We start from the raw sequence: 20,413 nt of genomic DNA, 5'->3' as shown, positions 1-20,413 counted from the left end.
GGGGTGCACAGATTGCCTTTCTCAGCGTGCGGTGCTGACGTCGAGTGCGCGGTGGACCGCCGTGCCCAGCGCGGTCACCGCGTCCGGCCACGCGGAGCCCACGGCCACCGCGGGCGGCTCAAGGCCGGGTACGAGCCGCCGGGCGGCGCCCGTCAGGGCCGCGGCGTCGGCCTCGTCCACGGGCCGTCCGAGCTGGGCTTCGAGGGTTTCCAGCCGCTCGCCCGCGAGGCCTCCGGCGGCGGCGAGCAGATGGGCGTGCGCGAACGCGGGGTGCTCCGGCGGCACGTCCAGCAGCCAGACCAGCGGGACCCCGGCGCTTACCAGGTCCTGCTGGACGCCGACACGCGCGGCCGGGTCGGTGGCCGCCCGAAGCGGCGTCAGGCCGCGGCGGACGGCGTGGGCGGCGAGCGTGCCGGCGGCCTCGCCGACCGCCCACTCACCGTGGTGGACGCGGTAGGCCGCGGCGGCGACCTGGGTGGCGGCCAGGTTCTTCGCCGCCGCCACCAGGTTGACCGGCTGCGAGCCGACCAGCGCGGACAGCGGGATCTGGAAGGGCGCGGTGGGCGCGTAGGCCGAGCCGGGATGACCGACCCGGGCGTGCAGGTCCATGTGGTAGGAGGCCAGCCCGCAGGAGTCGGGCATGTTCGCCGCGCGCGCCCGTCCGGGCTCCGGCAGCAGGTCCTGCTCGCGCACCGGCCGGGCGGAGGCCAGCCGCCGCGATTCGCGGACGTACGGCTCGGCCGCCAGGCCGTCCGGGGTGCCGGCGGCCTCGGGGGAGAGCCGCAGACCGGGGTAGCCGAAGCCGCTGCCGTCGTCGCGCGGGCACTCGGTCTGGAGCCAGTGCAGGAACGCCAGCGACAGGGCGCGGGCCTCCTCCGTCGCCCGCCGCGGTTCGTGGACGAGCGAGGTGTCGGCGTAGTCGTTGCCGGACCAGTTGATCAGGGCGATGTCCGGGCCGCCGAGCACGCCGCCGTCATGCAGCCGCCGGTAGGTCCAGAACGGCGGGTGGCCGTCCGGCCCCTCGGTGAACATCCGGTAGCGGTGCCTGCGGTCGTCCCACCCGGCGATCTCCAGGGTGAACGGCTGGCCGTCCCGCCAGCGCTCGTACCCGTCGGGCCGGGGCACGGTGTGGTCCTCGCCGGGCCGGTGCTCCACGGTGAAGCCCACCGTGCACGACTGGACGGCGTGCGGGCGCGGCCCGCCCGGCAGCGCCAGGCTCTCGCCGTGGGCGTCGCGCCCCTCGGAGCCGACCACCCAGTCCGCTCCGGCCTGCGGCAGCAGCGCCCCGGTCTCGGTGGCGTCGCAGAACACCTCGGCGGCCACGGTGACGTCGTGCCCTAGACCCTGCACCGCCTCCAGCCGCACCTCGGCGACCACGTCCGCCTCGCGCACCACCGCGGCGGGGCGAAGGCCCGTCAGCACCGTCAGCCGCCCCGCCCGTATGTGCGGTGCGAGCAGGTCCGCGAGGACGGCCCGCGCGGCGGCGGGCACGAAGCACAGCCGGCTGACCCAGCCGCCGCCGGGGTTGGCGACACCGCCGTACCGCGCGCGCAGCGCCTCGCGGAGCCCGCGGTAGGAGGCCGAGATCCCGCCGCGCTCGACATGCGGGTGCTCGTCGAGCGCGGGGACGAGCTGGGAGGTGATCTGCCCGCCGAGCACGTCCTGGTCGGTGGTGAGGACGACGGTGCGGCCGGCGGCGCAGGCCGCCAGGGCGGCCGCCACCCCGCCGAGGCCGCCGCCGATCACGGCGACGTCGGCGTGGACGCGCGGGGGAGAGGAAGAGGTCATCGCTGGGGCTCCTGCGGCGGTTCGCCGGGGACGAGGGAGAAGTCGATCTCGAAGGTGCGGTGCCAGGGCAGGCGCACCGAGGCCTGATCGACGGTCAGGCCGCCGAAGGCGGGCAGCCGGTCGCGCAGCGCGGCCAGTTCGGCGGCCGCCGCGCGCAGCGCCGGATGGCCGGCGGGGACGTGGTCGTGGCGGGCCGGGTCGCTGCCCAGGGCGGCGCGGGTGCGCCCGCGCACGTGGGACATCCAGCCCCAGTCCTCCACCAGCCGGTGCAGCAGCAGCCGCTGGTGGGCCGGCACGTCCAGCCGCCCGGCGCGTTCGGCCGAGACGGCCGCGACCAGGTGCGCGGACACGGTGCCGAGGGTGTTCCCCGCGGTGTTCCACCCCGCGTAGGCCGTCAGGCGCTCCAGCACGCCCGCCTCGCCGAGCGCGGCGACCAGGGCCGGGTCGGCGCCGTTGGGCTGGGCGCAGTCCGCGACCGCGACCCGCGCCCCGGCGTTCAGCAGCGCCACCGCGCGGTCGGCGACCGCACGGGCGGCCCGCTCGTCCGTGCTGCCCGGCGGGCTGACGGCCCAGTCGCCGCCGGGCACCGGGGTGTGGACCAGCAGGACGGCGTCCCGGACGCCGGCCGGTGCCCCCGGCGGCAGCGGCACCGCGCCCGCGGCGTGCAGCTGCCCGGCGGCGGTGGCCGCGACGGGCACGTTCTCGTAGGCGGCCACCCGGTCCAGCCCGGCGGGGTCGGCCGCCTCGACGGCGACCCGCACCGGTCCGGTGCCGAGCAGGTCGCGTACGGTGCGGGCGACCAGCACCGTGCACGCCTCGTCCGCCCCCGGCCGTACCGAGACCCGGTCGGCCAGGCCCGCGACCGACGTCCAGCGCCTCAGGTGCTCCAGCTCCCATGTGGCGAGCGCGTGCGGGGCGGTGTCGTCGGCCCCGACCACCAGGGAGCGGGCGGTGCCGTCGGCGGCAAGTTCCAGGGCGGCGAGGTTGAGCGTGTGGTTGCGGAGCCGGCGGGTGAGGAAGTCGGCCCGCACCTCGTCGGGGACACCGGCGTCTTCCCGTGGCCCTCCGTCACCCGCGAGGCCCCGGTGGAGGTCCGCGGAGAGCCGGTGCAGGGCGGGGCCGTGGGGGTCCCAGTAGTCCGGCTCCTCCATCGCGTCGGCGGAGTCGGGGGTGCGGGTGACCAGCGTGACGGCGTGCACCGGGGTGCCCCGGCGGCCCAGCTCGCGCAGCGGCTGCCAGCGTGCCGCGACCGTACCGGCGTCGGCCGGTGAGGTCCGGGAGGCGATCAGGCCGCCGTAGCCGAGCATCTCCAGCGACACCACCGCCGCGTCGGCGCGCTGCCCGGCGAGCCACCCGCCCAGCGCGGCCGGGTCGCCCGGCTCGCGGACGGAGGGCAGGATCCCGGCGGGCGGCAGCAGGAGGTCGACACCCGCGACGGCGGCGACCATGCGGGGCAGTGACGTGCACGCGGGGCGCTCGTCCAGGGGCAGCAGGGCGACGCGCGGGCGCGTGCCGCCGGGGGCGGGGGTCATGAGCGTCCTCCTGCGGACGGGGTGAGGGTCCGGTCCGGTCCGGCGGCCGTCCGGCGCGCCTCGGCGGCGGCCCCGACCAGGACGGCCGTGCCGCCGAGTACGGAGGTCGCGACCCGTACCCCGGCCAGCGACGGCAGCGTGCGCGTCCGGACCGCCTCGCGGACGGCCCGCGGGTACCAGGGGCCGGACGCCAGGACGCCGCCGCCCAGGACCACCACGTCCGGGTCGAGGACCGACACGACTCCGGCCAGCGCGCCGCCCAGCGCGGCCCCGCCCGCCGTCAGAACCTCGCGCGCCTCCGGTACGCCCCCGCGGGCGAGGGCCGCCACGTCCGACAGGTCGGCCAGGTCACGGCCCGGCAGCAGCGCCCGGCCCCGTGCGGTCATCGCGGGACCGGAGGCGACCGCCTCGACATGGCCGGTGGCGCCGCACGGGCAGACCAGCCCGGCCGCGGCCTCGACGCCCACATGCCCCAGGTGGCCCGCGGCGCCGTGCGTGCCGCGCACCACCGCGCCCCCGACCGCGACGGCGCCGCCCACGCCGGTCCCGGCCATGGCGGCCACCGCGCTCCGGCAGCCGCGGGCCGCCCCCGCCGCCATCTCACCGGCGAGGAACGCCTGCACGTCGCCCAGCACGGTGGCCGGGGCCCCGAACTCCTCCTCGAAGGCGTCCGCGACACGCGTTCCCGCCCAGCCGGGCAGCGCCGACGTGGCGGCCGTGACCGTCCGCCCGCCGGCGTCCACGACGCCCGCGGTGCCGACGCCCACGCCCGCCGGACCCGCGGCGGCGGCCTGCGCCAGCGCCCGCCGGGCCAGCCGCAGCGCCGAGGCGAGGACGGCCGGGCCGCCGTCGCCCGCCGGGGTCGGCTCCGTCACCGAAGCGACGACGCGATACCCGGCGGTCACCACGGCGGCGGTCGTCTTGGTGCCGCCGATGTCCACGGCCAGCACGTCCGTGCCGCCGGGGGAGGGCGGGTGAGGGGATGTCATGGATGCCGTTCCCGGGTGATGGTGAAGTGGAAGTCGTACCGGTCGGCCCGGTACAGGCTGACGGCACGTTCGACCGCCCGGCCGCGGGCGTCGCGCGTGAGCCGTTCGACATGCAGGGCGGGGAACTGCGGCGGCACCTTCAGCAGCCGGGCCTGCGCCGCGTCGACGACCGTGGCCCGTACCGTCTGGTCGGCCGCCTCCGGCGCCGCGCCCTGCCGGTCGAGCACGTCGTACAGCGAGTCGGGCGCGCCCTCGTCCAGCAGACCGGGCACCAGGTGCTCGGGCAGCCACACGTTCTCCAGGCACATCGGCACCCCGTCGGCGGTCCGCAGCCGCTCCAGGTGCACCAGCGGCGCCCCCGGCTCGACGAACAGGTCCCGCGCGTTGTCGACGTCGGCCGGCACCCGCTCCATGACCAGCAGGGTGCCCGCGGGCACCATGCGGCGGGCCCGGATGTCCTCGGAGAAGGACGTCAGCCGCAGCGACTTGCTGATCGTCTCCGCCTCCGCGACGAAGGTGCCCGCGCCCTGCACGCGGTAGATCCGCCCCTCCTGCGTCAGGCGCTCGACGGCACGGCGCACGGTGACCCGGCTGACGTCGTAACGCTGCATCAGTTCGCGTTCGCTCGGCAGCATCTGGTGTGCCTGCGCCGCCTCGACCAGGTCCAGCAGCCGTCGGCGCAGCACCTCGTGCTTCGGCTCGCGGACCGTGCGCACCTGCGTCCCCGCGGAAGCGGAGGTGGTGGCGAGCTCCCGCTCGGTGTTCCCTGTCATTCCTTGACCGCTCCTTCGCCCACGCCCCGGAAGAAGAACCGCTGCAGCGCGAAGAAGAGCACCAGCAGTGGTACGACGGCCATCATGGTGCCTGCCGCGACCACCCGCTGGTCGTCGGTGAACGTGCCGGACAGGTACTGGATGCCGACCGTCAGCGTGTACTTCGCCGGATCGGACAGGACCACCAGCGGCCACAGGAAGTCGTCCCAGGCGAAGACGAAGCTGAAGATCGCGACCGCCGCCAGGCTTCCGCCCACCGAGGGGAGCGCCACGCGGAAGAACCGCTGCATCTCGCCCGCCCCGTCCAGCAGCGCGGCCTCCTCGACCTCCCGGGGGAGCCGGCTGAAGGCGTTGCGCATCAGGAGCACCGACAGGCCGGAGGCGGCCAGCGGCAGCATCACCCCGAGGAGGCTGTTGGTGAGGTGCAGGTCCCTGGCCACCAGGAACTCCGAGACCATGATGCTCTCGAAGGGGATGATCATGGTGGCGAGGAAGACGCCGACGGCGATGCCGCGCCCGCGGAACCGCATCCGGGCCAGCGCGTATCCGGCCATCGAGCCGAACAGGCAGTTGGTGACCACCGAACCGAGCGCCACCAGCAGCGAGTTGCCCGCGTAGCGGAGCACCGGCACGGTGTCCAGGACCTCGGAGTAGTGGTGCAGGGTGGGGTGGTGCGGCAGGAGCTGCGGCGGATAGCCGAAGACCCGTTCCCCGGCACCCTTCAGCGACGTGGACAGCTGCCACAGGAACGGACCCACCGTCAGGGCGAGCACGCAGCACAGCAGCAGGTAGCGTGCCGCGAGCCCGGCGGCGCGGCGCCTGCGCCGCGCCGCGTCCGCCGCGGCCGGCCGCTTCGGGGCGCCGCCGGAGCCGCGCCGCGGACCGGCCGGGGAGCGGCGGGCCGTGGGGGTGTCGAGCGAGGTCATGCCCGGTCCTCCCGGGTGTTGAGTCGGGTGACGGCGACCGAGAGACCGAGGGTGCCCAGGAAGAGCACCAGGCTCATGGCCGAGGCGTACCCGGCCTCGCCGCCGAGGCCGAGACCCGTCTCGCGGATGGTGTAGACGAGGGTGCGGGCCTGGCCGCCGGGGCCCGCGCTGCCGTCGCTCAGGGTGAAGACCTCGGCGAAGACCTTCGCGCACGCGATCGCCGACAGCGTCGCCACCAGCACCATGGTGGGCCGCACGAGCGGGAGGGTGACACTGCGGAAGCGCCGTACCGCGCCCGCCCCGTCCACCTGCGCGGCCTCCAGGAGGGAGGCGGGCACGTTGGCGAGGGCCGCGAGGTAGATGACCATGTAGTAGCCGAGGCCCTTCCAGACGGTCATCGCCATGGAGCTGAACAGCAGCCAGTGCGAGTCGGTGAGGAAGGGCACCGGCTCCGACACCAGGTGCAGGCCGCGCAGTGCCGCGTTGACCAGGCCGTCGCTCGACAGCAGCCACGACCAGATGAGTCCGGCGACCACCATGGAGGCGACCACGGGCGAGTAGAACACCGCGCGGAAGAAGCCGATACCGGCGACCCGCCGCTGGACGAGGACGGCCAGCAGCAGCGGCAGCACCACCATGCACGGCACGACCACCACGATGTACAGCGCGGTGTTGCGCACCGACTGCCAGAACTGCGGGTCGTGCCACAGCCGGTGGTAGTTGGCGAACCCGGTGAAGTGGCCGCCGCCCAGGGTGCTGGCGTCGGTGAACGACAGCACGACGGTGTTGGCGAAGGGGACCAGGAAGAAGGCCACAGCGATGGCCAGCGCCGGGGCGAGGAACAGCCAGGGGACGTACCAGCGGCGGCCGGTCACGCGGGCCTCCTTGTCGGGCTTGTCGGGCTTGTCGGTTCGGGCCGTGCGCGCACGGTGTCGTCGGGAGGGCGCCCGTGCGCGGCCGGGGGGCGGACGCGCACGGGCGGCGTGTCAGCGGGCGGCAGAGGTGATGGCGTCGGCGGCGGCCACGGCCTGGTCCAGCGCGTCCTTGGCGGACAGCTTGCCCTGGAGCGCGAGCTGGACCTTGCCGATGACGGCGGCGGTGACGCGGGCGTCGTACTGGACGGGGACGAGGTTCTTGGCCTTGGCGATCTGGGCGGCCGAGATCTTGCGCGCCTTGGCGTCCACGGAGCCGTCACCGTCCGAGGTGAAGTACGGGTCCTTCAGGGACGACAGGGTGCTGGGCAGGATCGTCACGATCTTGCTGAAGGCCAGCTGGTTCTCGGCGTTGCCCAGGTACTCGGCGAAGTTCAGCGCGGTCGTCCGGTTCTTGCTGCTCTTGGGGACCAGCAGGCCCATCACCGACATGTTGGTGGTGCCGTCGGCGCCGGTGATCTGCGGGCCGACTCCGGTCTGGGCGGCCACGGCCGGCGCGTTCTGCTTGACCACGGTCAGGAAGTTGGGCCCGGAGGGGAACAGGCCGATACGGCCGGCCTGGTAGGCCTCGGTCTCCTTGCTGTGGTCCTGCGTCAGCGAGTCCTTCGGGTAGACGCCGTCCTTGTAGGCGTCCACGAGCTTCTGCAGATAGGCCACGGCCGCGGGGGTGTTGAACGTCCACTTGGTACCGGTGCTGTCGAGCAGCGGGACACCCTGCTTGGCCAGGTCGGTGACGAAGCGGTTCTCCAGCGCGGGGTGCAGCCCGTAGGACGACCCGTGCCCGGCCGCGGAGAGCTTGCGGCCGTCGGCGAGCAGCTCGTCGAACGTCGACGGCGGCGAGTTCGGGTCGAGCCCCGCCTTGCTGAACAGCTGCTTGTTGTACATGGTGACCTCGGAGGTCAGGTACCACGGGATCGCGTACGCACCGGACGTGCCGGGAACGGTGAAGGCGCTCCACGCCCCGGGGACGTAGTCGGACTTGACGCCGGCCGCGGCCGCGTCCATGTCGACGAACAGGCCCTTGGCCTCCAGGGCCTGCGCGAACTGCGGGTTGAGGTTCACCACGTCGGGCAGCGCGCCGGCCGTCGCGTCGGTCGTGAGCTTCTCCTGGGCGCCCTGGAACGGGATGTCCACCCACTTGACCTTGGTGCCCGGGTGGGACTTCTCGTAGGCGGCGATCACCTTGTTCATGTAGTCGGTGAAGGTCGGCTTCAGCTGCAGCGTCTCCAGCGTGATCGTGCCGGAGACCTTGCCGCTGCCCGCGGCCGGACCGGAGTTCTGCGACGAAGAGCCCGACCCCAGGCCGCAGGCCGTGGCGGTCAGTGCCACGACGGTCCCGATGGCGGCAAGGTGCAGGCGTCTGCTGCTGGGCATGTCTCTCCTCGGACAGTGGAGACCACAAGGTCCACGGTCATGTCGCTCCAACTGGTAGCGACCACTTGCCGCACGTTTTCATCGAAACTCCCAGCTAGTCAAGGGCAAAGCTGTGGTGAAGGGCAGATTGCTCCCTACCACTGTCGGTAGCGCGGGAAGCCTGGTATCCAAGTGGACTGATGGGCGCGCCCGTTGCCCGGACTACTCGTTCACCAGGAGCATCATGGAACCCTTGAGCAATATCAGCCCCTCACGCAGGGCGCTGCTGGGCCGTGCGGCAGGCGTGCTGATGGCCGGAACGGCCCTTCCGCTGGTGGCGGCCGGGACCAGTGCGGCGCGCAGTGGTACTGACCACTCGTCGTCGCATCGAGGCGGCCGTGCGGGCCACTGCCTGGCCGACGGCCAGGAGGTCACGACCACGATCGGCTCCGACGCCTGGACCTCAGCAGTGCCGTCCGCGCCCGGCCCCACCGTGCCCCGCGACCAGCTCCGGCAGCTGCCCGGCGCCGCCGGCGGCCCGCAGATGTTCGTCTCCAACAACCCGGAGACGTTCACCGGCACCGGCTGGCTGGCGCAGTGCGGCCGCACCACCGCCAACCGCGGAGGCGCCGCCCACCCGCTGACCGGCACCTTCCCGGTCTACCTCTACCACCAGAACGGAACCGGGCGGACGGCGTACGTGCACGTCCTGGTCTCCAACCCCGGCCCGTCGCCGGTGACGGTGTCCGCGCGCGGCTCGGTGTGGACCAACGGGGACAAGCCGCTGGTCCAGGACCCGACCCAGCGCGCCGGGACCGGCCCCTGCTACGCGACCTCCCAGGACTGGGCCACCGGCAACCTGCGGACCTACCTGCCCGCCACCGTCCTCGCCCCCGGCGCCATGGCGCAGGTCGCGGTCGTCCCGCTTAGCTCGTCCATCGTCGACGGCCTGCTGGAGGTCACCGCGACCGGTGGCGGCGTCTACGTCTACACCGCGGCCACCGCCGACGGCGACACCGCCACCGCGATCAACTCGACGCAGCACGACGAGATGGCGGCCGCCGGCAACACCGCCCCGCAGACCGACACCACCTACGGACGCGAGGCCGGTGTCTACGCCGCCTCGGCCTGGGACACCGGCGTGGTCGGCGTGGACATCCCCGCGGCCGGCAGCTTCCTCGGCCTGGCGGTGAACACCACCCAGCGCCAGGTCGCCGCGCTGGACCAGACCGTCCCGGCGGTGGCCGCGCTCTCCGACTCCTCGCAGCGCAGCTGGGGCAACTACGGGATGCGGTACGCCGTCCGGCTCCAGCTCGCCAACCCCTCGCAGAGCGCGCGCACCGTGGCCCTGACCTTCGGCTCCAACGTCACGGCCGCCACCGACGTGCCCGGCGACACCTGGAACGGCGCCGCGACCCTCACCGTCGACGGCGGCACCCCGCAGCTCACCACCGTCTACGTCCGCCCCACCGCCCCCCGCTGCCCGCTGGGCACCTTCCTGCTCCCGCCGGGCGGCCGGACCCTGGTGGAGCTGGACTTCGAGGTCCCCGGCCTCATCACCGCGGGCTCGCAACTGCTGCTCGAAAGCGTGTGACCCACCGCCCCCGTGACCTCCCGCGGTGCCCCCGCGGGAGGTCACGGGGGCCGGGCACGGGACCGGGGCGCGTCCCGTGCGACGGGCTACCGGCGCGTGGCGGCGGGGGTGTGGTCGACGATCGAGGTCGGCAGGATCGCCCTGGCCGGCGGGGCGGCGTCCTCCGTACCGGCGCGCTTCTCGTCGAGACGGCCGAACAGCAGGGCCGCTGCCTGCCGTCCCAGCGCCTCGGGGACGTAGGAGACGACCCGCAGCGGCATGTCCAGCATGTCGGCGGCCTCGAAGTCGTCGAACCCGACGACCGCGGTGGCGGCCGCGCGCCGCTTCAGCGCCCGGACCGCCCCCAGGGTGTTCCTGCTGTTGGCGCAGAAGAACGCGGTGGGCGGGGCGGGCAGGTCCAGCATCACCTCAGCCGCCGCCTGCGCCGCGGCGATGTCGCGCTGGGCGCAGCCGACGAGGTCGCCGTCGGCGGCGATCCCCGAGGACTCCAGGACGCTGCGGAATCCGCGCAGCCGCTCGGCGCTGGTCCACGCCGCGGGCGGCCCGAGAAAACCGATGCGCCGGTGGCCGTCGGCGACGAGCAGCGAGGTGGCCTCCCGCGCGCCGCCGAAGTCGTCGAGCAGCGCACAGTCCACCGCGATGCCCGCGGGCGGCCGGGCGGCGAGCACGACGGGCGTGCCGCCCAACCGCGCGGGAGCGAGGTGTCCCTGCTCCGTACCGGCGGGCACCACCACGATCCCGTCCACCCGGCGGGCGGCGAGATCGTCGACGATCTCGCGCTCCCGGTCGATCCGGTCCGCGGTGTTGCTGACGACCAGCTTCATCCCGTGTTCCGCGGCGACCGCCTCCACCCCGAGCGCGAGCCGGGAGTAGAAGGGGTTGGCGAGGTTGGTGACGACGAGCCCGATCATTCCCGCGCTGCGGCCGAGCCGCAGCCCCCTGGCCAGCTCGTTGCGCCGGTAGCCGAGTTCGGCCGCCGCGGCGCGCACCCGTTCCGTGGTCCGGGCCGAGACGCGCGGGTCGCCGCGCAGCGCGCGGGAGACGGTCATGGCGCTGACCCCGGCGCGGAGGCCGACCTCGTGCAGGGTCGCGGGCGCTCCTTCCCGCGGGCCGCCGGGAGCTGCCGCGGGCCCCGGGCGCGGGGCGGCCGGGGATCCGGCGGCCGGAGGGTGCTCGGTCATCCGTCTGCTCATCCGTTCCGGGGGCCGACACGGGACGCGCACGGCTGCCGTGCATGGAGGGCGGCGCCCAGCAGCGGCGCCTCGGCCGGGTGCGCCGCCCTGCGCGGGACGATACCGGTGCCGGGCACCGCCCGCGCCATCCCGTCCCTCAGGGCCGGTTCCACCAGATCCCAGGCCCCGGCGATCGAACCGCCCACGACGAGGGCCCCGGCCCGGAAAGCGGCCAGCCAGGGGGCCGTCGCGGCGCCCAGCGCCTGGAAGGTCTGCCGCATCGTCCGGGAGGCGGCGCCCTCGCCCGCGCGGGCGCGCTCGGCCACGTCGCGGACGTCCACGCCCGGCTGCGGACCGCCGCGCTCGGCGGCGTAGCGGCGCAGGATCGCCCGGCGCGAGACCGTGTCCTCCAGCGGGTGCCCGCCGACCGACAGCAGGTGCAGATACCCGCCGGGCGGTACCTCAGGGCCGGTGTCGACCAGGCGGCCGGACGCGAGGAAGGCCGAACCGACACCCGTGCCGAGCGTGAGGCCCACCGTCCGGTCGTGGCCGCGGGCCGCTCCGGCCGCCCACTCGCCGAGGGCGAAGGCGTGGGCGTCGTTGAGGAAGCGGAAGTCCCCGGCCGTGCCGCCCAGCGCGGCGGCCAGGACCTGCCCGAGGTCGATCCCGTTCAGCGAGTCGAACTTGCCGACGCCGCTGAAGCGCGCGATGCCCCGCGCGTAGTCGAAGGGACCCGGCACCGCCACGCCCCAGCGTGCCGCGCGTGGTGCGTCCAGGCCGCGGGCGCATTCCGTCAGGGCGGTGAGGAGCCGGTCGGCGGGATCGGCGGGGCCGAGCGCCGCGTGCCGCACGCTGCCACCGAGCACGGACCCCCGCGCGGGGTCCACGAGGGCGGCGGTGACATGGGTGCCGCCGATCTCCAGGACGGGAACGGGGGCGCCGTCCGCCGGTGCGGGCCGCCCGGTCACCGGCGGACCAGCGACTTCACCAGGCGGACCGGCGTGCCGCCGATGCCGGAGAGGGTGTAGCGGCCCACCGAGGCCGGGACGACCAGGGTCTCGGCGTACGCCAGGCGGTGCCGGTCTCCGCTCTCCGTCGTGATCACCACGCCCTCGCCCTCGACGACGTTCAGGATGTGGAAGCGCCCCGCGGTGTCGTCCTCGGCCGGACCGCCGCCCTCGATCACCAGCCGGCGCACCTCGAAGAACATCTCCGGCAGCGCGCCGAGCAGTTCCTCGCGCCACCCGCGGCCGGTGCGCAGCGTGCGCGGCGCGGGCACCAGTTCGGCCGGCACCGCTTCCCCGGTACGGCCGGTGGCCAGGTTGTCGAAGGCGTGCGTGAGATGGACGGGCCGCTGGCGCCCCTCGGCGTCGCGGCGCAGCCAGTCGTAGAAGCGCAGCGAGTACAGGTACGGCGTGGCGCTCACCTCCAGCACGACGTTGCCGGCGCCGCTGCCGTGCGGGGTGCCCGCCGGGATGACGAACAGCTGGTGCGGTTCGGCCGGATGCGTCTGCACGTACCGCTCGATGTCGAACGGCTTCTCGTGGTGGTGGGCCTCCTGGGCGTCGTGCCGGAAGGCGTCGAGGTCGGCGTCGCCGCGCAGGCCCAGGTAGACGGTGTTGTGCTCCCCGCCGACCATCACGTAGTACGTCTCGTGCTGCGTGTACGGCCAGCCGAAGACGTCCCGCATGTAGTCCGACCGCGGATGGCAGTGCACGGACAGGCTGCCCCCGCCCGCGGTGTCGAGGTAGTCGAAGCGCACCGGGAAGGACGTGCCGAAGACCTCGTGGACCTCGGCGCCCAGTATCTCGCCCGGGTGCAGGGCGACGAGCAGCTGGAAGGGGATCTCGGCCGCCGCGTCCGCGGCCCCGACGAGGACACCGCTCTCCGGGGCGATCAGCTCGTAGCCGAGCGCGGTGTTCCGCGCGTCCGGGTTCATGCCCAGTTCCCGCTGCGCCCAGTGCCCGCCCCAGGAGGTGGTGTTGAAGGTCGGACGGGTGCGGAAGGGGCGGTGCGCGAGTGCGCGGGCGGTGGCGCGCAGCGCCTCGCCGGTCACCGCGGCCGGGGCGGCGAGGTCCTGGCAGTCGATCCAGCAGTCGATGTCCTCGGCGAGGGTGTCCCGGTGCCGGTCGAGCAGCGGCCAGTCGACGTAGAAGAGCCGCTTGGTGGTGGGCCGCCCGGCTCCCGGCCGGCGGCCGAGGTTGGGCGCGGTTCCGGCGACGACGCTGGCCTCGGCGAACCGCTTGGGGGCGTCGGCGTACCAGAGCACGTCGTGCGGGACCAGTGCGGCGCCGGGCCCGTACACCAGGGCCACGCCGCCCGCGGGCGGCTCGGGAGCGGGCAGCTCGTCGAAGAGGTCCGCGAGCGTGCCCGCGGCGAGCCGGTCGAAGTCCGGGTCGTCGGCGAGGGCGGGGGAGCCTGTGCGCTCCACGATCGACTGCCAGTCCGCGAGGTGGTCGCGGACGTCGGTCGGGACGACCGCCGGGCCGCGCGCGGTCAGCGCGGCGGTCAGCAGGCCCGCGGCGGCGCCCCAGTCGAAGGCGGCGGGACCGTCGACCGCCAGGACCAGGGGTTCGTCCGGCAGCAGCGCGGCCAGCGCCTCCCATCCGGACAGGACGTCCCCGCCCACGACGGGGTAGCGGGGATTGGCTTCGTAGCGATGGGGCTGCATGGTGCACCCTCGTCTCGATCGTCGCGGACGGTGACGAGAGGTACGGTAGCAGGGATGCCAACGTTAACATTTATCGTTAACACAAAGATCTGCTCACACACGGTGCCGGTCGTCGCGAATGCGGGGTCCCGGGCGCCCGGCGCCGTGGCGGGGACCGGAGGCGACCCCGTTCGGCCCTATCGGGCCGCGCGCGCCGGGGCGGACACTGGCGGCATAAGGGGACGTTCCGATCAGCGGCCGTGGCAGGTGGTGGCAGCGATGGTGGAGCAACTGGTCGTCGGGATCGACGGCTCGCCGGCGAGCGGGGCGGCGGCCGGATGGGCGGGGCGCGAGGCCGCCGTACGGGGTGCGGCGGTGCGCATGCTCAACGTCTGGCGTGCTCCGACGAGCAACGTGCAGTTCTCGCCCGGACCCGAGGGACTGCGCATGTGGGAGGAGGAGCGCACGCTCGAAGCCGCGCGGCGGGTGGCGGAGGACCACCCGGAGGTGGCCGTGACTGCCGAGCAGGTGGCCGGGAGCCCCGTGCAGGAGCTGGTGGAGGCGGCAGGGGACGCCGCGATGGTGGTCCTCGGGTCGCGCGGCGCCGGGGCGCTCGCCGGTTACGTGTACGGGTCCGTGGGCCTGCAGGTGGTGGCCCGGTGCGACCGGCCGGTGGTGCTGGTGCGCGAGCCGGGCGGCGAGCCGCGCGGGCAGGACGCGGAAGTGGTCCTCGGAGTCGACCTCGGCCGTCCCTGCGACGCCCTGATGACGTTCGCCTTCGAGGAGGCCGCGGCCCGCGGCGCCGTCCTGCGCGTGCTGCATCTGTGGGACCTGCACCGCACGTACGGCTACACGGTGCCCGCGCTCAGCCCGCAGCTGAAGCGTGAGCTGCACGTGGAGAAGACGGAGGAGCTGTCCTCGCTGGTCGAGCCCTACCGTGCGAAGTTCGCGGGAGTACGGGTCGTGGAGGACCTGGCGGAGGGGCCGGTCGTGGACGGCCTGGTGGGCGCGGGCGGGGCGGCCGGACTGCTCGTCGTGGGCCGCCGCAGGCGGCGCGTGCCCCTCGGCGCCCGGATCGGGTCGTCCGCCCACGCGGTGGTGCACCACGCGCCCTGCCCCGTCGCCGTGGTCGCCCACGACTGAGCGCCGGCACGGCGCGCAGGGCCTTCCGTCCCCGGCGCAGGGTCCTTCGGCACGAGCGGGACACCCTGCCCGCGGCGACCATGGAAGGGAACGGAGGGGAACGGAACCGGGATCTCCACGGCGCTCCCCGCACACCGGCGGAGCCGTGGAGCCGAAGGGAGCGGAGGCGAGGACATGGCGGACACGGCGGCGAACGAAGGCGGCCTGGGCCCGGTCGTGGTCGGCACCGACGGCTCGGAGCACGCCGACCGGGCCGTGCTGTGGGCGGCGGAGGAGGCGGCGGCCCGCGAGCGGCCGCTGACCGTCGTCCACGGTGTGGGCGCCGAGCGGCAGGGCTACTGGACGCCGGACGAGGCCGAGGTCATCATCACCGAGGGCGGCCGGCTGCTCGACCGCGTGCAGGCCACCGTCACCGAGCGGTATCCCCGTCTGGACGTCGCGACCACGCTCAGCAGGAGCGAGCCGGCGGCGAGCCTGCTGGAGGCCGCGGGGGCCGGGGACACGCTGGTCGTGGGCTCGCGCGGCCGGGGCGGCTTCACGTCGCTGCTGCTCGGTTCGGTCAGCCTGCGCGTCGCCGCCCGCAGCCGTGGGCCGGTGGTCGTGGTGCGGACCGTGCCCGAGGAGGCGAACGGGACGGTGGTCGCCGCGGTCCGGGACGACGGCGACCGGGAGGTGGTGCGGTTCGCCGCCCGTACCGCCGAGCGGCGCGGGGCGGCGCTGCGGGTCGTCAGCGTGTGGATGTTCCTGGAGAACGTCGGCAGCATGGGCGCGGTGGCCGTCGACGTGGACGCCGTCGCCAGGTCCGAGGCCGAGGCGACCCGGCGGACGGTCGGTCCGGTCCGCGCCGAGTTCCCCGGCCTGACGGTCACGGAGCAGGCGCTGCGCTCGCGTTCGGTCGCCGGGGCGCTGGTGGACGCCTCGGAGTCGGCCGATCTGCTCGTCATGGGGACGCGGCGCCCGGCCCACGTGCTGGGCGGCGGCCTCGGACGCGTCACGCACGCGGTGCTGCACCACGCGCACTGCCCGGTGGCCGTCCTGCCCCGCCGGTGAGCCGGACCGGAGAACCCCGGGACCGCCGGAACCGGCGGTCCCGGGGTTCTCCGCCCGGTCAGTCCGCGGTGATGCGGCGGCCGGTGATCCGCTCCGGTTCGATCCGCACCCACAGCAGGCGCCCGCCGCCCGCCCACGGCGCGGAGGCCGCCCGCGCCCCCAGGCCGCGTACGGCCCCGGGATCGGTGACGGCGGACGCAGGGCCGACGACCAGGACGCTCCAGCCCTCGCTGAGCGCCTCGTCGGCCCGGTCCACCTCGAAGGCGACCCGGTGGCCGACCGCCAGCGCGGGAGCGGCGGTCCGCTCCGTCCGGAAGACGACGGCGCCGTCCACCACCGCGTAGTTGACCGGGAGGACCGCGGGACCGTCGTCCGTCGTCACCGCCACCCGGCCGATTCCGTGGTCGGACAGCAGCGCGCGGCACTCGTCGGGGTCCAGCGCGGTCAGCCGCGGGCTGGCCGCGGCCTCCCCGAGCCCCGGCGGCAGCCCGGCGTCGGCGCCGTGCAGGCGGGACACGCTGGTGTCCAGCGCCCCGGCGACCCTCAGCAGGAAGGTCGATCCCGGAGCGGCGAAAGGACGCTCCTCGACGTACCGCAGGTACTCGGGGGCGATACCGGCCCGCTCCGCCACCTGCTCACGGCTGAGGCCGAGCTCGCGCCGGCGCAGCGCCAGCCGCCGGCCGATGTCGCCCACCGGCCCGGATTCCCGTGCCATGGCGTCCGCCTCCTCACCCGCCCCTGACCCGCGGCCGTTCCCCTGGCGGCGACCGCGCCGGTCTCTCCTCCCAGCCTCGGTGCCGCGCGGGGTCCGGCGCATGAGCAGCACGGACCCGGGGGAGGGGCCGGACGACCCTTTCCGCGGCCCGGCACCGGACGGACCGGCACCGGGGGACCGCGCCGGACGGACCGCTCCGGGCGGCGGCCGGGCCGGGCGGCCGCTACCGTGGCAGACGGCGGGGGCGGTGCCGGGCACGGCACGCAACGCATCCCGGAGGACGCAGTGGGCCAGGCCGGCGGCGGCAACGAGGCACATCTGCCCCGGCTGGAGACCGGGCAGCTGCTCGGCGACCTGCGCGAGCGGCTGCCTCTCGCGCACGGCACGCAGAGCCGTATCCACGGGCTGCTGGAGGCGGTGCTGTCCGTCGGCAGGGAACTCGACCTCACGCACGTGCTGCGCCGGATCGTCGAAGCGGCCGCCGTGCTCGTGGACGCCGAGTACGCCGCCCTCGGGGTCGTGGAGGGCGGGCGGCTGACGCAGTTCCTCACCGTCGGCGTCTCCGCGGACGAGGCCGCAGCGATCGGACCGCTGCCGTCGGGGCACGGCATCCTCGGCGAGCTGATCCGGCACCCCGTACCGTTGCGGCTGAGCGACATCGCCGACCACCCGGCGTCGTACGGCTTCCCCCCGCACCACCCGCCGATGCACAGCTTCCTGGGGATACCGATCCGGGTCCGCGACACGGTGTTCGGCAACCTGTACCTGACGCGGAAACGCGGCGGCGGCGGGTTCGACGACGAGGACGAGACGGTCCTCGGCACGCTCGCCGTGGCGGCGGGTGTCGCCGTCGAGAACGCCCGGCTGTACGAGGCGGCCCGTGACCGGCAGCGCTGGATCGAGGCCGACGCCGACATCGTGGCGGGCCTGCTGTCCGGCGTCGGCGAGGAGGAGGTGCTGGAGCGGATCGTCCGGCACGCCAGGGACATCGCCTCCGCCGATCTCGGCGTCCTGGCCCTGCCCGCGGGTGACGGCGACGACCTGAAGGTGATGATCGCCGTCGGAACGGGCGCGGACGACCACCGCGGTCTTGTCCTCCCGCAGCAGGGGTCCTTCCTGGGGGCCGCGATGGCCGCGCGGGCACCGATCCTCACCGAGGACGTCCGCAAGGACCCGCGGGCGAGCGCGGGACCGCCGCGGTTCGGCGGGCTCGGGCCCGCTGTCGCCGTCCCGATGATCACCGACGAAGGAGTACGGGGGGCGGTGCTGCTGGCCCGCGAGCAGGGCGCGGTGCTCTTCTCGGAGGCCGGGACGGTGCCGCTGCTGGCGTTCACCGGCCAGGCCGCACTCGCCCTGCGGCTGGCCGAGCGGCGGCGCGTCGCGGAGCAGCTGACGGTGCTGGAGGAACGCGACCGGATCGCCCGCGACCTGCACGACCTGGCCATCCAGCGGCTCTTCGCCACCGGAATGACCCTGCAGAGCGCCGAGCGGTTCGTCGACCACCCGCAGGCGGCGGAGCGGCTGTGGCGGGCCGTGGACGACCTGGACGAGACCATCAAGATCATCCGTGCCACGATCTTCGGGCTGCGCGCCCAGGAGGCGACCGGCCGCCCACCGGGGCTGCGCGCGCGGGCGGCGGCCGAGGCCGAGCAGGCCGCCGGGCCGCTGGGCTTCACCCCGGCGCTGCGCCTGGAAGGGCTGCTCGACACCGACGTACCGGCCGCCGTCGCGGACGAGGCGCTCGCCGTGGTGTCCGAGGCGCTGTCCAACACCGCACGGCATGCACGGGCCCGCAGCGCCGAGGTCACCCTCGCCGTGGCCGCCGGACGGCTGACCGTCACGGTCACCGACGACGGCACAGGCGTCCCGGAAGACGCCCCCCGGCGCGGACTGGCGAACCTCGCCCGGCGCGCGCAGCGGCTCGGCGGCCGGTTCGACGTCGGCCCCGGCCCCCGCGGGGGCACCCGCCTGACCTGGCGCGTACCGCTGGACCCGGCGGGCGGGTGAGGCGGTTACCGGGCACCGCGGGGGGCCGGGGCCGACGTACGCGACGGCGGACGGCGGGTCGCTCCGCCGTCCGGCCCAACGGCGACCCGCGGTCCGGACACCGCGGACACGGCGGACACCGCGGACTTCGCGGACGGCCTCAGTGGTGGCCGTCGCCCTCCCCGGCATCGCGGGTGGCGATCACGGCGGCCTGGACCCGGCGTTCCACGCCGAGCTTCGCCAGAAGCCGCGAGACGTTGTTCTTGACCGTCTTCTCGGACAGGTACAGCCGCTCACCGATCTGCCGGTTGGTCAGGCCCTCGCCGACGAGGTCCAGGATCTCCCGCTCGCGTGGCGACAGCTCGTCCAGCGGCTGCTCCGCGGCGGCGGCGGGAGCGCGGTCGCCGCGCAGCGTGCTCATGAGCCGCGCCGTGGTGGCCGGGTCCAGCAGCGACTGGCCGGTGGCGACGGTACGGACCGCGTCGACGAGGTCGGCGCCCTTGATCTGCTTGAGCACGTAGCCCGCCGCACCGGCCATGATCGCGTCCAGCAGCGCGTCGTCGTCGTCGAACGAGGTCAGCAGCAGGCACGCCAGCCCGGGGACGGACGAACGCAGCTCACGGCACACGGTGATGCCGTCACCGTCCGGCAGCCGCACGTCGAGCACCGCGACGTCCGGGCGCAGCGCGGGCCCCCGGGCCAGCGCGTGGTCGGCGTCGCCCGCCTCACCGACCACCTCGATGTCCGGCTCGGCGTCCAGCAGGTCGTGCAGCCCCCGCCGGACCACCTCGTGGTCGTCGAGCAGGAACACCCGGATGGGTGACTGCGGGGAGAACCGCCCCGACTGCCCCATGACGCGCCTCCTCCGCCGTGCGCAGGGTACCGATCGGCCACTGCTGCTCCCGATACTCGTCCCCCGGCGCGGAGGCTGCCAGGGCCGAACGGGCCCGCGTTACGCCCTCCGGGTGACCTTCCGGCCCCCCGCCCGGGGCCGGACGCGCGCGGTGCGCGCCGAGGCGGCGGTGGGCGCGCTCGGCGCTGGGCACCGGGAGGAGCTGTGGACCCCCATCTGGCCGACCGTGCACGCGGTCATCCGCCCACACTCCGTCCTGCTCGCGGAAGCGGTCGACCGCGTGGCGCAGGCCGTCGTTGAACGACGAAGTCCTCGGCGAGCGCGTCGAAGCACCGCGCGGCTCGGTCCGGGGGAAGTGCATGTCCCGCAAAGGAGTCGGGAGGGTCACGACCGAGACGGCCGGCCCCTCCCGCTGACGCGGGTACGCGTGCGTGAGCTGCCCGACCGGGCCCGGGGCGCGGCGAACGGGCCGTTCAGAACGCGATCTTGTAGGTGTCGCCGTCGGCGTAGACGTGCTTGTTGTTCCCGGCGAAGACATACGCGTACTGCTTGGAGTCGCTGGCTCCCGCGAGCGTCGTCGGTGACGACCCGGTTCCCCCGTCGAAGGACTGCCAGGCGCTCCAGGTGCCGTCGTCCCGGGACCGCTGGGAGCAGTAGAACCTGCCGTCCAGACCGGTGATGGTGACGGCGACCTCGCCCATGGAGTCGAGGGCGGCGAAAACCGCGCACTTCGTCGTGCCGTCCGGGATCTTCGTCCACGACGTCCCCCACGAGCCACCGGCCTTGCGGTTGACGTAGACGGCCTGGTCCGTGCCCACCGCGAACACGAACAGGTCGTCGTCCGGTCCGATGACCACCGCCGGCGGCAGGTTCGTCGTCATCCCGCCGGGAATCTCGGTCCAGCTCATTCGGGCCTCCTTGCCGTGGCGTCGTCGCAGTCTCCCCCGCAGCGGGGAG

At 75.0% G+C, this 20,413-nt stretch carries 17 protein-coding genes; 4 read left to right on the top strand and 13 right to left on the bottom strand.

Annotation, left to right across the window (positions count from 1 at the left end; genetic code table 11):
- Positions 1-21: 21 nt before the first annotated feature.
- The 7 genes from ACWERV_RS04530 to ACWERV_RS04500 all read right to left on the bottom strand — a co-directional run bounded on the left by ACWERV_RS04530 (position 22) and on the right by ACWERV_RS04500 (position 8,314).
- Positions 22-1,788 (bottom strand): FAD-dependent oxidoreductase, encoded by a 1,767-nt coding sequence (locus ACWERV_RS04530; RefSeq protein WP_452928665.1) that lies wholly within the window; start codon positions 1,786-1,788, stop codon positions 22-24.
- Positions 1,785-3,320 carry a DUF4127 family protein gene (locus ACWERV_RS04525; RefSeq protein WP_452928663.1) on the bottom strand — a complete coding sequence of 512 codons (1,536 nt, stop codon included), beginning with the start codon at positions 3,318-3,320 and terminating at the stop codon, positions 1,785-1,787. Before ACWERV_RS04525 ends, ACWERV_RS04530 begins: the two co-directional genes overlap by 4 nt.
- Positions 3,317-4,309 (bottom strand): ROK family protein, encoded by a 993-nt coding sequence (locus ACWERV_RS04520; protein ID WP_452928661.1) that lies wholly within the window; start codon positions 4,307-4,309, stop codon positions 3,317-3,319. Before ACWERV_RS04520 ends, ACWERV_RS04525 begins: the two co-directional genes overlap by 4 nt.
- Complete coding sequence (locus ACWERV_RS04515) at positions 4,306-5,082, bottom strand: GntR family transcriptional regulator (protein ID WP_452928659.1); 777 nt, start codon at positions 5,080-5,082, stop codon at positions 4,306-4,308. The genes ACWERV_RS04520 and ACWERV_RS04515 overlap by 4 nt, the downstream gene beginning before the upstream one ends.
- Positions 5,079-6,008 (bottom strand): carbohydrate ABC transporter permease, encoded by a 930-nt coding sequence (locus ACWERV_RS04510; protein ID WP_452928656.1) that lies wholly within the window; start codon positions 6,006-6,008, stop codon positions 5,079-5,081. Before ACWERV_RS04510 ends, ACWERV_RS04515 begins: the two co-directional genes overlap by 4 nt.
- The gene (locus ACWERV_RS04505) at positions 6,005-6,883 is read right to left on the bottom strand and encodes a carbohydrate ABC transporter permease (RefSeq protein ID WP_398192371.1); all 879 of its coding nucleotides are present in this window, start codon (positions 6,881-6,883) and stop codon (positions 6,005-6,007) included. Before ACWERV_RS04505 ends, ACWERV_RS04510 begins: the two co-directional genes overlap by 4 nt.
- Positions 6,884-6,994: 111 nt before the next feature.
- On the bottom strand, positions 6,995-8,314 hold the full coding sequence (locus ACWERV_RS04500) for an ABC transporter substrate-binding protein (RefSeq protein WP_452928653.1): 1,320 nt from the start codon (positions 8,312-8,314) through the stop codon (positions 6,995-6,997).
- 232 nt (positions 8,315-8,546) lie between these two features.
- Between ACWERV_RS04500 and ACWERV_RS04495 the strand changes: the two genes are divergently transcribed.
- A complete protein-coding gene (locus ACWERV_RS04495) occupies positions 8,547-9,887 on the top strand; it encodes a DUF3370 family protein (protein ID WP_452928650.1) in 1,341 nt (446 codons plus the stop codon).
- A gap of 86 nt (positions 9,888-9,973) precedes the next feature.
- Here the strand turns inward: ACWERV_RS04495 and ACWERV_RS04490 are convergent, their stop codons facing one another.
- The 3 genes from ACWERV_RS04490 to ACWERV_RS04480 are packed head-to-tail and all read right to left on the bottom strand — an operon-like array spanning position 9,974 to position 13,730.
- Entirely contained in the window at positions 9,974-11,068 is a 1,095-nt protein-coding gene (locus ACWERV_RS04490; RefSeq protein WP_452928648.1) for a LacI family DNA-binding transcriptional regulator, read from the bottom strand.
- Positions 11,069-11,076: 8 nt separating this feature from the next.
- Positions 11,077-12,027, bottom strand: a complete 951-nt coding sequence (locus ACWERV_RS04485; protein WP_452928645.1) for an ROK family protein — start codon at positions 12,025-12,027, stop codon at positions 11,077-11,079.
- On the bottom strand, positions 12,024-13,730 hold the full coding sequence (locus ACWERV_RS04480) for a class I mannose-6-phosphate isomerase (protein ID WP_452928642.1): 1,707 nt from the start codon (positions 13,728-13,730) through the stop codon (positions 12,024-12,026). Before ACWERV_RS04480 ends, ACWERV_RS04485 begins: the two co-directional genes overlap by 4 nt.
- A gap of 258 nt (positions 13,731-13,988) precedes the next feature.
- Between ACWERV_RS04480 and ACWERV_RS04475 the strand changes: the two genes are divergently transcribed.
- Together ACWERV_RS04475 and ACWERV_RS04470 are read left to right on the top strand one after the other, a co-directional pair.
- A complete protein-coding gene (locus ACWERV_RS04475; protein WP_452928640.1) occupies positions 13,989-14,852 on the top strand; it encodes a universal stress protein in 864 nt (287 codons plus the stop codon).
- 174 nt (positions 14,853-15,026) lie between these two features.
- A complete protein-coding gene (locus tag ACWERV_RS04470; RefSeq protein WP_452928638.1) occupies positions 15,027-15,902 on the top strand; it encodes a universal stress protein in 876 nt (291 codons plus the stop codon).
- 58 nt (positions 15,903-15,960) lie between these two features.
- Here the strand turns inward: ACWERV_RS04470 and ACWERV_RS04465 are convergent, their stop codons facing one another.
- Positions 15,961-16,617, bottom strand: coding sequence for a pyridoxamine 5'-phosphate oxidase family protein (locus ACWERV_RS04465; protein WP_452928635.1), 657 nt, complete (start codon positions 16,615-16,617; stop codon positions 15,961-15,963).
- Between the two features lie 285 nt (positions 16,618-16,902).
- Between ACWERV_RS04465 and ACWERV_RS04460 the strand changes: the two genes are divergently transcribed.
- Entirely contained in the window at positions 16,903-18,624 is a 1,722-nt protein-coding gene (locus ACWERV_RS04460; RefSeq protein WP_452928632.1) for a sensor histidine kinase, read from the top strand.
- A 139-nt stretch (positions 18,625-18,763) separates the two neighbouring features.
- Here the strand turns inward: ACWERV_RS04460 and ACWERV_RS04455 are convergent, their stop codons facing one another.
- On the bottom strand, positions 18,764-19,456 hold the full coding sequence (locus ACWERV_RS04455) for a response regulator (RefSeq protein ID WP_452928629.1): 693 nt from the start codon (positions 19,454-19,456) through the stop codon (positions 18,764-18,766).
- 473 nt (positions 19,457-19,929) lie between these two features.
- A complete protein-coding gene (locus ACWERV_RS04450; RefSeq protein WP_452928626.1) occupies positions 19,930-20,364 on the bottom strand; it encodes a hypothetical protein in 435 nt (144 codons plus the stop codon).
- Positions 20,365-20,413 lie beyond the last annotated feature (49 nt).

This window comes from Streptomyces sp. NPDC004031 (genome assembly GCF_053604375.1).
This window is presented reverse-complemented; position numbering and strand designations above follow the sequence as displayed.

Coding starts and splice junctions, on each gene's coding strand:
- ACWERV_RS04530 (WP_452928665.1), bottom strand. CDS start 1,788: ATGACCTCTTCCTCTCCCCCGCGCGTCCACGCCGACGTCGCCGTGATC.
- ACWERV_RS04525 (WP_452928663.1), bottom strand. CDS start 3,320: ATGACCCCCGCCCCCGGCGGCACGCGCCCGCGCGTCGCCCTGCTGCCC.
- ACWERV_RS04520 (WP_452928661.1), bottom strand. CDS start 4,309: ATGACATCCCCTCACCCGCCCTCCCCCGGCGGCACGGACGTGCTGGCC.
- ACWERV_RS04515 (WP_452928659.1), bottom strand. CDS start 5,082: ATGACAGGGAACACCGAGCGGGAGCTCGCCACCACCTCCGCTTCCGCG.
- ACWERV_RS04510 (WP_452928656.1), bottom strand. CDS start 6,008: ATGACCTCGCTCGACACCCCCACGGCCCGCCGCTCCCCGGCCGGTCCG.
- ACWERV_RS04500 (WP_452928653.1), bottom strand. CDS start 8,314: ATGCCCAGCAGCAGACGCCTGCACCTTGCCGCCATCGGGACCGTCGTG.
- ACWERV_RS04490 (WP_452928648.1), bottom strand. CDS start 11,068: ATGACCGAGCACCCTCCGGCCGCCGGATCCCCGGCCGCCCCGCGCCCG.
- ACWERV_RS04480 (WP_452928642.1), bottom strand. CDS start 13,730: ATGCAGCCCCATCGCTACGAAGCCAATCCCCGCTACCCCGTCGTGGGC.
- ACWERV_RS04475 (WP_452928640.1), top strand. CDS start 13,989: ATGGTGGAGCAACTGGTCGTCGGGATCGACGGCTCGCCGGCGAGCGGG.
- ACWERV_RS04470 (WP_452928638.1), top strand. CDS start 15,027: ATGGCGGACACGGCGGCGAACGAAGGCGGCCTGGGCCCGGTCGTGGTC.
- ACWERV_RS04465 (WP_452928635.1), bottom strand. CDS start 16,617: ATGGCACGGGAATCCGGGCCGGTGGGCGACATCGGCCGGCGGCTGGCG.
- ACWERV_RS04455 (WP_452928629.1), bottom strand. CDS start 19,456: ATGGGGCAGTCGGGGCGGTTCTCCCCGCAGTCACCCATCCGGGTGTTC.
- ACWERV_RS04450 (WP_452928626.1), bottom strand. CDS start 20,364: ATGAGCTGGACCGAGATTCCCGGCGGGATGACGACGAACCTGCCGCCG.